Source organism: Streptomyces sp. Ru71 (assembly GCF_002920535.1).
Lineage (GTDB): Bacteria > Actinomycetota > Actinomycetes > Streptomycetales > Streptomycetaceae > Streptomyces.
The window spans coordinates 41,067-54,076 of record NZ_PQSS01000036.1; the positions used below are offsets into that span (position 1 = coordinate 41,067).

The following is a 13,010-nucleotide window of genomic DNA, read 5'->3' on the forward strand; positions in this document are numbered from 1 at the left end:
CCGTGGCACGCACGATCAGTTACCGCGAGGCCCTCAACGAAGCGCTGGCGCAGGAGATGGAGCGGGACAGCTCGGTCATCGTGATGGGCGAGGACAACGCCGGCGGCGCGGGCGCACCCGGCGAACCCGACGCCTGGGGCGGCGTCCTCGGCGTCACCAAGGGGCTGTACGGCAAGTTCCCCGGGCGGGTGCTGGACACCCCGATCTCCGAGTCGGCCTTCATCGGCGCGGCGGTGGGCGCCGCGACCCGGGGCCTGCGGCCGGTGGCCGAGCTGATGTTCATCGACTTCATGGGCGTCTGCTTCGACCAGATCTTCAACCAGGCGGCGAAGTTCCGGTACATGTTCGGCGGCAAGGCCGTCACGCCGGTCGTCATCCGCGCGATGTACGGCGCCGGACTGCGCGCCGCGGCACAGCACTCGCAGGCGCTGTACCCGCTGTTCACCAACATCCCCGGGCTCAAGGTCGTCGTACCGTCCTCCCCCTACGAGGCCAAGGGCCTGCTGATCCAGGCGATCCGCGACGACGACCCGGTCGTCTTCTGCGAGCACAAGGCGATGTACGACACCGTCGGCGAGGTGCCGGAGGAGAGCTACACCATCCCCTTCGGTGAGGCCAACGTGGTGCGCGACGGCGACGACGTGACCGTCGTGGCGTTCGGCCGGATGGTCCAGGTCGCCGCCGAGGCCGCCGAGGAGCTGGCCCGGGCGGGCATCCAGTGCGAGGTCATCGACCCGCGCACGACCAGCCCGCTGGACGCGGACACCATCCTCGAAAGCGTCGAGAACACCGGACGGCTGGTCGTCGTGGACGAGTCCACCCCGCGGTGCAGCATGGCCGCCGACGTCTCCGCGCTCGTCGCCAGGGAGGCCTTCGGGTCCCTGCGCGCCCCGATCGAGACGGTCACCGCACCCCACACCCCGGTGCCCTTCAGCCCCGTGCTGGAGGACCTCTACGTGCCGGACGCGCAGCGCGTGGTCAACGCGGTCAAGTCGGTGACGGAGTGGGAGCGCTGATCATGGCGGACGAACGCATCGGCATCGTCACGATGCCCAAGTGGGGCCTGTCGATGAAGACCGGCAAGATCATGGAGTGGGTCGTCGCCGTGGGCGACGAGGTCGAGGAGGGCGACGACCTCGCCGAGATCGACACCGACAAGATCGCCGGCACCCTGGAGTCCACGCACGCGGGCGTGGTGCGGCACATCGTCGCCGAGGCCGGCTCGGACGCGCCCGTCGGCTGCCCCATCGCCGTCGTGGCCCCGGCGGATGTGCCGCAGGCCGAGATCGACGAGGTCGTCAGGGCGGCCGAGGAGCAGCTGGCCCGCGGCGCCGTCGACGAGGAGGACGGGCCGCGGCAGCGGACCGTGGAGGTGGACGGCCGCACCATCGCGTACACCACACTCGGCGACGGCGAGGACGTGGTCGTCCTGGTGCACGGGTACGGCGGTGACAAGAACTCGTGGCTGTTCGTGCAGGAGCCGCTGTCCCAGGCCCGTACCGTGCACGCCCTCGACCTGCCCGGCCACGGCGACTCGGCCAAGGACGTCGGCGACGGAAGCCTGGACGGCCTCGCCGGCACCGTGCTGGGGTTCCTCGACGCGCTGGGCGTCGAACGGGCCCACCTGGTCGGCCACTCGATGGGCGGAGCCGTGGTCACGGCCGCGGCGGCGGCCGCACCGCAGCGGGTGCGGTCCCTGACCCTGGTGTCGCCGGCCGGGTTCGGACCCGAGATGGACGCCGGCTACCTGCGCGGGTTCGCCACCGCCGGTTCGCGGCGCGAGCTCAGGCCGCACCTGCTCAAGCTGTTCGCCGACGAGGGCCAGGTCACCCGGCGGCTCGTCGACGACCTGCTGAAGTACAAGCGCCTGGACGGAGTGGACCTCGCGCTGAAGACCCTGCTCGGCACCCTGCTGGACGGGGAGAGGCCGGCGATCGACGCGCTGCCGCTGCTGGCCGGGGCCGGCGTTCCCACCGTGGTGGTGTGGGGACGCGACGACCAGGTGATCCCGGCGTCCAACGCGGCCCGCCTGCCGGCGAGCACGAGCGTCCACGTGGTGGACGGCGCCGGCCACATGGCGCACATGGAGACGCCCGCGGCCGTGGTCGCCGCCGTGGAGCAGGCCACAGGCAACGCCTGACACCCGGCCGCCCGCCGCGGGGCGCGCACGGGCCCGGACCCGGGTGCTTCGGGCCCGGGCCCGGACCGTGCCCGGGGGCGGGCGGCCCGCTCAGCCGACCGACATCGAGACCAGGGACAGGAACATGCGCGCAGCTGTGTACCGAGGCCGTGAGCACGTCACCATCGACGACGTGCCGGAGCCGGAGTGCCCACCGGGCCACGTCAAACTCCGCGTGGCGCACAACGGCATCTGCGGGACGGACCTGCACGAGTACTACGCCGGTCCGATCTTCTTCCCCACCGAACCCCACCCGCTGACCGGCATGACCCTCCCGCTGGTCATGGGCCACGAGTTCGCCGGGACGGTGGTCGAGGCCGGCGAGGGCGTCACCGCTGCCCGCGTGGGCGACCGGGTGACCGTGGAGCCGATCCACCGGTGCGGCAGCTGCCCGCCGTGTCAGGAGGGCCGGTACAACGTGTGCCGGCGGATCGGCTTCCACGGGCTGATGGCGCACGGCGGGATGGCCGAGTACACCGTGGTGCCCGAGCAGATGCTGCACCGGCTCCCCGACGAGGTGAGCTGGGAACTGGGAGCCATGGTGGAGCCCATGGCCGTGGCCTACCACGCGGCCCGGCTCGGCGGCGTCGGACCGGGCGGGCACGCCGTCGTGTTCGGGGCGGGCCCGATCGGCATCGGGCTGTGGTTCGCACTGCGTGGCGAGGGCGTCGAGGACATCACGGTGGTCGAGCCCTCCGCCGAGCGGCGAGCCGCCCTTGAGCGTCTCGGCGCACGGGACGTGATCGATCCGCGCCGCACCGACCCCGTCCGGCACGTGATGCGGCGGACGAAGGACCGCGGGGCGGCGGCCGCCTACGACGCGGCGGGTGTCGAGGCCAGTGTGGACGCGGCCCTGAGCTGCGTGGCGGCGCACCGGCCGGTGGTGTCGGTCGCGGTGTACGAGCGCCCGCTGACCACGCCGCTGCTCAAACTGGTGCTGTCCGAGAGCCGCATCCAGGGCTCGCTGTGCTACACGGCCGAGGACTACCGGCGCGTGATCGAGCTGATGGCCGCCGGCCACTACGACACCGAGGGATGGGTCGGCCACATCCCGCTTGAGCGGTTGCACGACGAGGGGTTCGCGGCGCTGCACGCCGGCCGGAAGATGAAGGTCCTCGTCGACCTGTGAACGCCGCGCGTCGGGCCGCTCATGTCATCGACGAGGGGTTTACCGCCCCGGGGGGCTGACGCACCATGGAGGGGCCCGGCGACCCGGCCCGCCGCACAAGTCGGTCAAGGACGACTGGAGAACCGCGTGCGCAACGTGCACCTCGACCCAGCGGTCCCACCCGAGGGCACCGACCCCCGCCAGTACGCCCGGCTGCTCGCCCGGGTCCACGAGGCGGTGCTGAACGGTGAGGCCCCGTCCGCCTCACCGCGCCCGGTGATCCACGAGTCCTGGCAGCGGGTGCTGGCCACCGGCGTGGACCCGGACCGCGGCGCGGCCACCGGCCCGCTCACCGTCGAGGAGGTCGAGCACCAGCGCCGGACCTGCGGCCTGAGCGACGTGCTGGACACGCTGCGCGGCAGCCTGCTGTCCATCGCCGACGCCTCCTGGCACATCCTGGTGATCGCCGACCGCGAGGGCCGCGTGCTGTGGCGGGGCGGCAGCCGGGCGGTGCTCACCAAGGCCCAGTCACTGGGCTTCGTCGAAGGGGCCTCCTGGTCGGAGACCACCGTCGGCACCAACGCGATCGGCACCGCCCTGGTGACCCGGCGGCCGGTGCAGGTCCACTCGGCGGAGCACTTCGTCCGCACCCACCACGCCTGGACCTGCGCGGCCGCCCCCATCCGCAGCCCCCGGGACGGCCGGGTGCTCGGCGTGATCGACGTGAGCGGGCCCGCCTCCACCTTCCACCCCAGCACCCTGGCGCTGGTCGACGCCGTCGGCCGCCTGGCCGAGGCCGAACTGCGCACCGCCCACCTCGGCGATCTGGAACGGCTGCGGTCCGTCGCCGCCCCCGTGCTCGCCCGTATCCCGGACCGGGCGCTGGTCGCCGACCGGCACGGCTGGGTCGCCGCCGTCTCCGGGCTGGCCCCCGTCGACCGGGTGGTCCTGCCGGGCACGGTGCACGACGGCCAGGCCTGGCTGCCCGCGCTGGGGCGGTGCGCCGTCGAACCCCTCCCCGGCGGCTGGCTGCTGCGGGTGATGGAGGAGGAGAGCGCGCCGCCGACCCGGATCGTCCTTGACGTACGGCACCCCCGGCAGGCGTACCTCAAGGTCGAGGGACCGAGCGGCACCTGGACGCACGACCTCAGTCCGCGCCACGCCGAGGTCCTGCTCGTCCTCGCCGAACACCCCTCGGGCCGCACGGCGGCGGAGCTCGCGGACGACCTCTTCGGCGACCGCAGCCGTACCGTCACCGTGCGCGCGGAGGTGTCCCGGCTGCGGCGGCAGCTCGCCGGGCTGCTCCAGCACCGCCCCTACCGCTTCGCCGACGGCGTGCGGACGGACGTCGTCCGCCCGGACGAGCCCACGGCGCTCCTGCCCCACTCCACGGCGCCGGCGGTGTGCCGGCTCAGGCGCGCGGCGCAGGAGGGGCGTGCCATGACACCGGCGGCTGCCGGCCGGTGACGCTCGCCGGGCCGCCCGCCTGACGTCGAGCCGGCGCAACCCCCCGCAACGGTTGGCGCCCCGCGGGCCGGCCAGCACAGTGACGGTGCGGGCGGCCGTCCCGGCCGCCGCCTGAGCCGAGGCCCGAGGGAGCGTACGACATGACCGTCGCGCCGGACGGGCGCAGGCTGTTGCGCGTCGAGGCCCGCAACAGCCGGTCGCCCATCGAGGACAAGCCGCCCTGGATCAGGACCAGGGTGCGCACCGGACCCGAGTACGAGCGGCTGCTCGACCTGGTCGAACGCGAGAGCCTGCACACCGTGTGCCAGGAGGCGGGCTGCCCCAACATCTTCGAGTGCTGGGAGGACCGCGAGGCCACCTTCCTGATCGGCGGCGACCGGTGCACCCGGCGCTGTGACTTCTGCCAGATCGACACCGGCAGGCCCGAGGAGCTGGACCGCGACGAACCGCGCCGGGTGGCCGCGTCGGTGGCCGCCATGGGGCTGCGCTACGCCACGGTCACCGGCGTGGCCCGCGACGATCTGCCGGACGGCGGGGCCTGGCTGTACGCGGAGACGGTCCGCCGCATCCACGCGCTCGGCACCGGGACGGCGGTGGAGCTGCTGATCCCGGACTTCTCCGGCCGCCCAGAGCGGCTCGCCGAGGTCTTCGCGGCGTGCCCCGAGGTGCTCGCGCACAACCTGGAGACCGTGCCGCGGATCTTCCGCCGGGTCCGGCCCGGCTTCCGCTACGAACGCTCGCTGGAGGTGCTCACCCGCGCGCGGGCGGCCGGCCTGGTGACCAAGTCCAACCTCATCCTCGGCATGGGCGAGGACCCGGAGGAGGTCGGCCCGGCGCTGCGCGACCTGTACGAGGCCGGGTGCGAGCTGGTCACCATCACCCAGTACCTGCGGCCCTCGGCGCGGCACCTGCCGGTGCGGCGGTGGGTCGGGCCGGACGAGTTCGTCCGGCACCGCGAGACGGCCGAGGCGATCGGTTTCGCCGGCGTCCTGTCCGGACCCCTGGTCCGCTCCTCCTACCGCGCCGGACGGCTCCACGCCCAGGCGATCGCATCACGCACGAACACCGACTGGAGTACCCGTGAACCACGCTGACCTCGTCGTCCTCGGCGGCGGACCGGGCGGCTACGCCTGCGCGTTCCGCGCCGCCCAACTCGGGCTGTCCGTCACCCTGGTGGAGAAGGACAAGCTCGGCGGCACCTGCCTGCACCGGGGGTGCATCCCCACCAAGGCGCTGCTGCACGCCGCCGAGGTCGCCGACACCGCCCGCGCGGGCGACCGCTTCGGGGTGAAGTCCTCGGTGGAGGGCATCGACGTCGGTGCCGTCACCGCCTACAAGGACGCCGTGGTGGACAAGCTGTACCAGGGCCTGCGGGGACTGGCCGCGGCGCACGGCGTCACCGTGGTCGAGGGCACCGGCACGCTCGTCGCGCCCGACACCGTGGAGGCCGCCGGGCGGCGCCACACCGGCCGGCACGTCGTGCTCGCGACGGGCTCGTACGCCAGGACACCGCACGGGCTGGAGACGGGCGGGCCCGTCGTCACCAGCGACCAGGCCCTCGAACTGGACTTCGTACCGGAGCGGGTCGTCGTCCTGGGCGGCGGTGTGATCGGCGTGGAGTTCGCCAGCGTCTGGCGCTCCTTCGGAGCGGAGGTCACCGTGGTCGAGGCGCTGCCGCGGCTGCTGCCCGGCGAGGACGAGTTCGCCTCCAAGCTGCTGGCACGGGCGTTCCGCCGGCGCGGTATCAAGGTCAGGACCGGTGTACGGCTCGCCGGGGCGGAGCGCGACGGTGACGGCGTGTCGGTGGTCCTGGAGTCCGGCGAGCGCCTGTCGGCCGACCTGTTGCTGGTCGCCGTCGGCCGCGCCCCCCACTCCGCCGGGCACGGCTACGAGCGGACCGGACTGGCCCTCGACCGCGGATTCGTGGTCACCGACGAGCGGCTGCGCACGAACCTGCCGGGGGTGTACGCGGTCGGCGATCTCGTGCCCGGCCCGCAACTGGCCCACCGCGGCTTCCAGCACGGCATGTTCGTCGCCGAGGACATCGCCGGACTGAACCCCGGCCCGGTGGACGAGGCCACCGTTCCCCGGGTGACGTACTGCACCCCGGAGGTCGCCTCGGTCGGCCTGACGGAGGCGGCCGCCACCGCCGCGTACGGCAGCGCGCAGACCGTGACGTACGACCTGGCCGGCAACGGCCGTTCACAGATCCTCGGCACCGCCGGCGGGATCAAACTGGTCCGGGCTCCGCACGGACCGGTCGTCGGCGTCACCATGGTGGGCGAACGCGTCGGTGAACTGATCGGCGAGGCCCAGGTCATCTGCGGCACGCGGGCGAGCGTCGAGGACCTCGCGGGCCTCGTCCACGCACACCCGACGCAGGCCGAGGCCCTCGGCGAGGCACTGCTGGCCGTGGCGGGCAGACCGCTGCACGTCCACGGCTGAGGCCGCCCGGCCACACCGCGCGGGCGAGGCCGCCCGGCTCAGCGCGGGGGCCGGCGGTCCACGTACTCGTACACCGCGCCGTCCGGGTGGCGGGCGATCAGGTTGCGGCCCACCGGGGTCGGCACGGGGCCCGCCACCACCTCGGCACCCAGCTCGGTGAGGACGGCGTGCGCCTCGTCGACGTCGGCGACCGCGATGGTCGCCGCGACCCGGCGCAGCACCTCGATCTCCGCCTCGGGCCCGCTCATCAGCAGGAAGCAGCCGACCGCGGCGACCTGCACGCCGGCGCGCTCGAACCGCAGGGCTCTGCCGCCCGCGAGCCGCTCGTAGAAGGGGATCGCGGCATCGAGGTCGTCGACGCAGATGCGGAGCGTGGCACCGAGGATCTCCATACGGGGAAGCCTAGTTGGGCGCCGCCCGCCCGGTGATCGCTTCACACGATCCCCGCGCCCCGCTGCACGCCGTTACGCTCAGGTCGCCCCGGGTACCCGGCCGTCATGAAACCGCTGGATCACCTGGAGCATCTGGACAAGCACCTGGTCGACGAGCTGGCGCAGGTGGCTCGTGAGACCGTACGGGACGAACTGCGGCGGCAGACCCGGGAACGGCGCCGCACCGCCCTGCTGTACGCGGCGTCCGGCGCCGCCGCGCTGTACGCGGGCGCGGCCCTCGCGCTCGCTCTGGGACTGGCGCTCGCGCTCGGCCTGCCCGGCTGGGCGGCCGCGCTGATCACGGCCGCGGTCCTCGGGGCCGCCGCCTACGCGCTGCGCGCCGCCGCACGGCCCTCCGCGTCACGGCCCGCTCCGCAGAGCACGGCCGGACCCGCGGCGGGCGGGGGCGAACACCCCGTGGGCGGTGCCTGGCCCGCCGGCCGCGCGGACGGCTCCGGCGCCGGCGTCCGGCCCGTGCCGCCGATGCCGCCCGTGCCGCCCGTCACGCCGGGCGGGGCCGGCCCGGACGGCGCCGACACCGAGTCGCCCCACCATCGGGCGTGACGAGCGGGCGCGGGGGCCGTCCGGAAGGGACGCTGGAGGGAAGAAGGGCTGCCGCGAGTGCTGAGGGGTTGCTGACGTGGTGCTGAAGAAGCGAGGCAAAGCCGTCGTGGTCACCGGGGCGAGCGGCGGCGTGGGCCGGGCCACCGCCCTGGCCTTCGCCGAGCGCGGCGACCGGGTCGCCCTGCTCGCCCGTGGCCGGGAGGGACTGGCCGCCGCGGCGGACGAGGTGCAGCGGGCCGGCGGGGAGGCGCTCGTCGTCCCCGTCGACATGTCCGACGCCAAGGCCGTCGACGACGCCGCGCAGCGGGTCGCCGACACCTTCGGCGGCATCGACGTATGGGTCAACAACGCCTTCTCCACCGTGTTCGCGCCGTTCACCGAGGTCACTCCCGACGAGTTCCGCCGGGTGACCGAGGTGACCTACCTGGGCTATGTGTTCGGCACCCGGGCCGCGCTGCGGCACATGCTGCCGCGCGACAAGGGCACCGTCGTCCAGGTGGGCTCCGCGCTCGCCTACCGCGGGGTGCCGCTGCAGTCGGTGTACTGCGGTGCCAAGCACGCCATCCAGGGCTTCACCGAGTCCCTGCGCTGCGAGCTGCTGCACGACGGCAGCAAGGTGCGGACCACGATGGTGCAGCTGCCGGCCGTGAACACCCCGCAGTTCGACTGGGTGATCGACCGGCTGCCGGGGCGGGCACGCCCGGTCGCCCCCGTCTACCAGCCGGAGCTGGCGGCGAAGGCCATCGTGCACGCGTCCTCGCACGCCCGGCGGCGCGAGTACTGGGTGGGCGGCTCCACCGCGGCCACGCTGATCGCCAACGCCGTGGCGCCCGGACTGCTGGACCGGTACCTGGCGCGCACGGGGTACGAGTCCCAGCAGGAGGAGGGCGGGCACGGCGGGGGCGGGAACCTGTGGAGCCCGTTCGACGGCCCGCACGGCCACGACCACGGGGCGCACGGACGGTTCGACGCCGAGTCGGCCGGGCGGAGCACCCAGGTGTGGTTCTCGCTCAACCGCGGCCGGCTGGGCGCGGGACTCCTGGCGGGCGGCCTGGGCGCGGCGCTCGCCGCGGGGCTGCGGCGCGGGCGCGGGTGAGACCGGCCGCAGTGCGGAGTGCGCTCCCCGGGGTGGCGCGGTGCCCCGCGGGTGCCGCCGAGCCGGCCGGCCGCGCTCGGCTCACGCCACCCGGTACCGCGCCACCTCTTCCGTGCGCAGCTCCAGCCCGTGGCCGGGACCGGTCACGGGCCGTATCGTGCCGCCGGCCGGATCCAGGGCGCCGTCGAAGAACATGTCCTCGATGCGGACGTGGTCGTGGAACCACTCGATGTGCCGCAGGTTCGGCAGCGCCGCGCAGGCGGCGGCGTGCGCGTGCGGGGCGCAGTGCGCGGACACCTCCAGGCCGTGTGCCTGGGCCAGCGCCGCGGCCCGCAGGAACTCCGTGATCCCGCCGCATCGGGTCGCGTCGATCTGCAGGCAGTCGACCGCGCCTGCGGCGATCATCCGGGCGAAGTACGGCAGGTCGTAGCCGTACTCGCCGGCCGCCACGTCGCACACCAGCGCGTCCCGCACCAGGCGCAGCCCGGTCAGGTCGTCGGAGGACACCGGCTCCTCGAACCAGCCGACGCCCTGTTCCGCGAGCGTGTGTCCGATGCGCACCGCCTGCTTGCGGGTGTAGGCGCCGTTGGCGTCGACGTACAGCTCGGCCTGTGAGCCGATCACCCGGCGGGCCTCGCGCACCCGGGCCAGGTCCCGGCGTACCGCGCGCCCCCAGTCCTCACCGATCTTGATCTTGACGCGCGGGATGTGCTGGCCGTGCACCCAGCCGTTGAGCTGGGCCGCGAGATGGGTGTCGTGGTACGTCGTGAAGCCGCCGCTGCCGTAGACCTGGACCTCCTCGCGGCAGACGCCCAGCAGCCGGGCCAGCGGCAGCTCCAGCAGCCGGGCCTTCAGGTCCCACAGGGCGATGTCCAGCGCGGAGATCGCGCAGGCGGCGACCCCCGGGCGGCCTGCGTTGCGCACGGAGGCGCTCATCGCGGCGTGCACCGCCGGGATGTCCAGCGGGTCGCGGCCCTCGACGAGCGGGCCCAGCTGCTCGTCCAGGAACGCGCCGACGGCCGGCGGGCCGTACGTCCAGCCCGTGCCGGTCGCGTCGCCCGCGCTCACCTCGGCGATCACGATCGACGTCGCGTCCCAGGAGAGCGTGCCGTCCGCCTCGGGGGCGTCGGTCGGCACCGTGTACACCGACACGGCCGGCCGGTGGAGCTTCATCGCGTCCCTGTCCTCTCAGGTCAGCTGCGGCAGCACCTTCGTGCGGTAGAAGTCGAAGAAGCCGCGCAGGTCGGGGCCTATCTGGTTGACGTAGACGACGTCGAAGCCCGCGTCGGCGAACCGGCGGAGCTCGGCGACGTGCTCGTCCACGTCGTCGCCGCACACCCGGCTCTCGCGGACCATGTCCTCGGTGACCAGCTGCTGGGCCTGCTCGAAGTGCTTGGGCGAGGGCAGCACCTGGCCGAGTTCGCCGGGCAGCTGCTCGTTGGCCCACAGGCGGTGGACCGTGCGGACGGCGGCGTCCTTGTCGGTGTCGTAGCAGACCTTGGTGCCGCCGCTGACGGGCTTGGCCCCGCCGCCGCCCTTGCGGTACTGCTCGACCATGTCCGGGTCCGGCTCGATCGTGATGTAGCCGTCGCCGACCCGGGAGGCCAGCTTGGTGGCGGCCGGGCCGAAGCCGGAGATGTCGATGGGGACCGGCTCGTCGGGGACCGTGTAGAGGCGGGCGTTCTCCACCGTGTAGTGCGTGCCGTGGTGGTTGACCTCCTCGCCGGTGAACAGGCGGCGCATCACCTGGATGGCCTCGTCCAGCATCTCCAGGCGTACGTGCGCCGGGGGCCAGGGGCCTCCGAGGATGTGCTCGTTGAGGGCCTCACCGGTGCCGACGCCAAGACGGAAGCGGCCGTTCGTCATGACCGCGCTGGTGGCGGCGGCCTGCGCGACGACGGCGGGGTGGATGCGGACGGTGGGGCAGGTGACGGCTGTCTCGATCGGCAGGGACACGGCTTCGGAGAGGGCGCCTATCACCGACCACACGAAGGGGCTCTGGCCCTGTTCGTCGTTCCAGGGGTGGTAGTGGTCCGAGATCCACAGGGCCTGGAACCCGGCCTGCTCGGCCATCCGGGCCTGCTCGATCAGCTCCGCGGGTCCGTACTGCTCGCAGGAGAGGAAGTAGCCGTACTCGGGCATGGGTGGTGCCTCCCCGAGATGGGGGTGGGAGCGCTGGTCCGCGACCGAGTACCCACAGCCGCGCCACTGAACGCTGGGGCCGCGCCACCGAGCCCCACGTTTCGGCCCCCCGCCCGGGGAAACGCGGAGGGTCTCGTGGCAGATGCAGGCGGTGGAGGGGAAGTCATGGTGAGTCGACCCCGGATCGTGATCGTCGGTGGAGGATTCGCCGGTTACCGGGCGGCGCGGACTCTGGGGCGGCTGGCCCGGGGACGGGCCGAGATCGTGCTGCTCAATCCCACCGACTACTTTCTGTATCTGCCCCTGCTGCCCCAGGTCGCCGCCGGGATCCTTGAGGCGCGGCGGGTCACCGTGTCGCTGACCGGGACCCTGCGGGACGTGCGGCTGGTGCTCGGGGAGGCCGGTCGCGTCGACCTGGACGCGCGGACCGTGCACTACACCGGGCCCGAGGGGGACAGCGGGGCCCTGGAGTACGACCGGCTCGTGCTCGCCGCGGGGAGCGTCAACAAGCTGCTGCCCATTCCCGGGATCGCCGAGCACGCCCACGGTTTCCGGGGGCTGCCCGAGGCGCTGTATCTGCGGGACCACGTGATTCGGCAGGTGGAACTGGCCGCCGGCGCCGACGATCCCGCCGCCCGGGCCGCACGCTGCACCTTCGTCGTCGTCGGCGCCGGGTACACCGGAACCGAGGTCGCCGCGCAGGGGCAGTTGTTCACCGACGCGCTGGTGCGCAGGCGTCCCGTGGGTGACGGAACCCGCCCGCGCTGGATGCTGCTCGACATCGCCGAGCGCGTCCTGCCCGAGCTGGACGAACGGCTGTCCCGCACCGCCGACCGCGTGCTGCGCGAGCGCGGCGTCGACGTGCGCATGGGCACGTCCGTGAAGGAGGCGACCGAGCGCGGCGTCCTGCTCACCGACGGTGAGTTCGTCGACACCCGCTCCCTGGTGTGGTGCGTGGGCGTGCGGCCCGATCCGCTCGCCGAGTCGCTGGGGCTGCCGATGGAGAAGGGGCGGCTCCTCGTCGAGCCGACCCTGCGCGTGCCGGGGCGGCCCGAGGTGTTCGCCTGCGGGGACGCCGCCGCCGTACCGGACCCGGCCAAGCCGGGCGCGTACACACCGATGACCGCGCAGCACGCCTGGCGGCAGGGGAAGCTCGCCGGGCTCAACGTCGCCGCCTCGCTCAGCGGCGGCGAGCTGCGGCCCTACGCGCACCGGGACATGGGGTTCGTCGTCGATCTCGGGGGCGTCCAGGCCGCCGCCAACCCGCTCGGCGTTCCGCTGTCCGGAGCGCCGGCCGGGCTCGTCACCCGCGGCTACCACCTCGCGGCGATGCCCGGCAACCGGGTCCGGGTCGCCGCCGACTGGCTGCTGGACGCCGTACTGCCGCGCCAGGGCGTGCAGTTGGGGCTCGTGCGGTCCTGGTCCGTGCCCCTGGACACGGCCTCACCCGAGCTGGCCCGGATGCCCGGAGGACCCGACCGTGAGTCCGCCCAGCAGCCCGGACCCGACGTCCTCGACGCCGACCATCCCGCCCCCGGTCCCGTCAAGCGCACCGACGAACCCGACGACCGAAGCTGA

General features: G+C 74.0%; 12 protein-coding genes. 9 read left to right on the forward strand and 3 right to left on the reverse strand.

Annotated elements, in window-relative coordinates:
• Positions 1–2: 2 nt before the first annotated feature.
• The 6 genes from C3489_RS21445 (at position 3) to lpdA (ending at position 7,199) form a co-directional block, all read left to right on the forward strand.
• Entirely contained in the window at positions 3–1,016 is a 1,014-nt protein-coding gene (locus C3489_RS21445; protein ID WP_103783641.1) for an alpha-ketoacid dehydrogenase subunit beta, read from the forward strand.
• A 2-nt stretch (positions 1,017–1,018) separates the two neighbouring features.
• Entirely contained in the window at positions 1,019–2,140 is a 1,122-nt protein-coding gene (locus tag C3489_RS21450) for an acetoin dehydrogenase dihydrolipoyllysine-residue acetyltransferase subunit (RefSeq protein ID WP_103783642.1), read from the forward strand.
• A 124-nt stretch (positions 2,141–2,264) separates the two neighbouring features.
• Complete coding sequence (locus C3489_RS21455) at positions 2,265–3,308, forward strand: 2,3-butanediol dehydrogenase (RefSeq protein ID WP_103783643.1); 1,044 nt, start codon at positions 2,265–2,267, stop codon at positions 3,306–3,308.
• Positions 3,309–3,443: 135 nt separating this feature from the next.
• Positions 3,444–4,754 carry a helix-turn-helix domain-containing protein gene (locus C3489_RS21460; protein WP_258054889.1) on the forward strand — a complete coding sequence of 437 codons (1,311 nt, stop codon included), beginning with the start codon at positions 3,444–3,446 and terminating at the stop codon, positions 4,752–4,754.
• Positions 4,755–4,894: 140 nt separating this feature from the next.
• Positions 4,895–5,848: a lipoyl synthase gene (locus C3489_RS21465; protein ID WP_103783645.1), complete on the forward strand. Its 954-nt coding sequence runs from the start codon at positions 4,895–4,897 to the stop codon at positions 5,846–5,848.
• Entirely contained in the window at positions 5,835–7,199 is a 1,365-nt protein-coding gene (gene lpdA, locus C3489_RS21470) for a dihydrolipoyl dehydrogenase (protein ID WP_103783646.1), read from the forward strand. Before C3489_RS21465 ends, lpdA begins: the two co-directional genes overlap by 14 nt.
• Positions 7,200–7,237: 38 nt before the next feature.
• On the opposite strand, the gene C3489_RS21475 is transcribed toward lpdA, so the two are convergent.
• On the reverse strand, positions 7,238–7,591 hold the full coding sequence (locus C3489_RS21475; protein ID WP_103783647.1) for a VOC family protein: 354 nt from the start codon (positions 7,589–7,591) through the stop codon (positions 7,238–7,240).
• A 105-nt stretch (positions 7,592–7,696) separates the two neighbouring features.
• Between C3489_RS21475 and C3489_RS21480 the strand changes: the two genes are divergently transcribed.
• Complete coding sequence (locus C3489_RS21480; RefSeq protein WP_103783648.1) at positions 7,697–8,194, forward strand: phage holin family protein; 498 nt, start codon at positions 7,697–7,699, stop codon at positions 8,192–8,194.
• A 79-nt stretch (positions 8,195–8,273) separates the two neighbouring features.
• Positions 8,274–9,290: an SDR family oxidoreductase gene (locus C3489_RS21485; protein WP_103783676.1), complete on the forward strand. Its 1,017-nt coding sequence runs from the start codon at positions 8,274–8,276 to the stop codon at positions 9,288–9,290.
• Positions 9,291–9,371: 81 nt separating this feature from the next.
• Here the strand turns inward: C3489_RS21485 and C3489_RS21490 are convergent, their stop codons facing one another.
• On the reverse strand, positions 9,372–10,463 hold the full coding sequence (locus tag C3489_RS21490) for an enolase C-terminal domain-like protein (protein WP_103783649.1): 1,092 nt from the start codon (positions 10,461–10,463) through the stop codon (positions 9,372–9,374).
• A 15-nt stretch (positions 10,464–10,478) separates the two neighbouring features.
• On the reverse strand, positions 10,479–11,432 hold the full coding sequence (locus tag C3489_RS21495; protein WP_103783650.1) for an LLM class F420-dependent oxidoreductase: 954 nt from the start codon (positions 11,430–11,432) through the stop codon (positions 10,479–10,481).
• Between the two features lie 165 nt (positions 11,433–11,597).
• On the opposite strand from C3489_RS21495, the gene C3489_RS21500 reads away from it, so the two are divergent.
• The gene (locus tag C3489_RS21500; protein ID WP_103783651.1) at positions 11,598–13,010 is read left to right on the forward strand and encodes an NAD(P)/FAD-dependent oxidoreductase; all 1,413 of its coding nucleotides are present in this window, start codon (positions 11,598–11,600) and stop codon (positions 13,008–13,010) included.

Bases quoted from the DNA above. Each gene is read 5' to 3' on its own strand.
- C3489_RS21465 (WP_103783645.1), top strand. From the start codon at position 4,895: ATGACCGTCGCGCCGGACGGGCGCAGGCTGTTGCGCGTCGAGGCCCGC.
- C3489_RS21455 (WP_103783643.1), top strand. From the start codon at position 2,265: ATGCGCGCAGCTGTGTACCGAGGCCGTGAGCACGTCACCATCGACGAC.
- C3489_RS21500 (WP_103783651.1), top strand. From the start codon at position 11,598: ATGGTGAGTCGACCCCGGATCGTGATCGTCGGTGGAGGATTCGCCGGT.
- C3489_RS21475 (WP_103783647.1), bottom strand. From the start codon at position 7,591: ATGGAGATCCTCGGTGCCACGCTCCGCATCTGCGTCGACGACCTCGAT.
- C3489_RS21490 (WP_103783649.1), bottom strand. From the start codon at position 10,463: ATGAAGCTCCACCGGCCGGCCGTGTCGGTGTACACGGTGCCGACCGAC.
- C3489_RS21450 (WP_103783642.1), top strand. From the start codon at position 1,019: ATGGCGGACGAACGCATCGGCATCGTCACGATGCCCAAGTGGGGCCTG.
- C3489_RS21495 (WP_103783650.1), bottom strand. From the start codon at position 11,432: ATGCCCGAGTACGGCTACTTCCTCTCCTGCGAGCAGTACGGACCCGCG.
- C3489_RS21480 (WP_103783648.1), top strand. From the start codon at position 7,697: ATGAAACCGCTGGATCACCTGGAGCATCTGGACAAGCACCTGGTCGAC.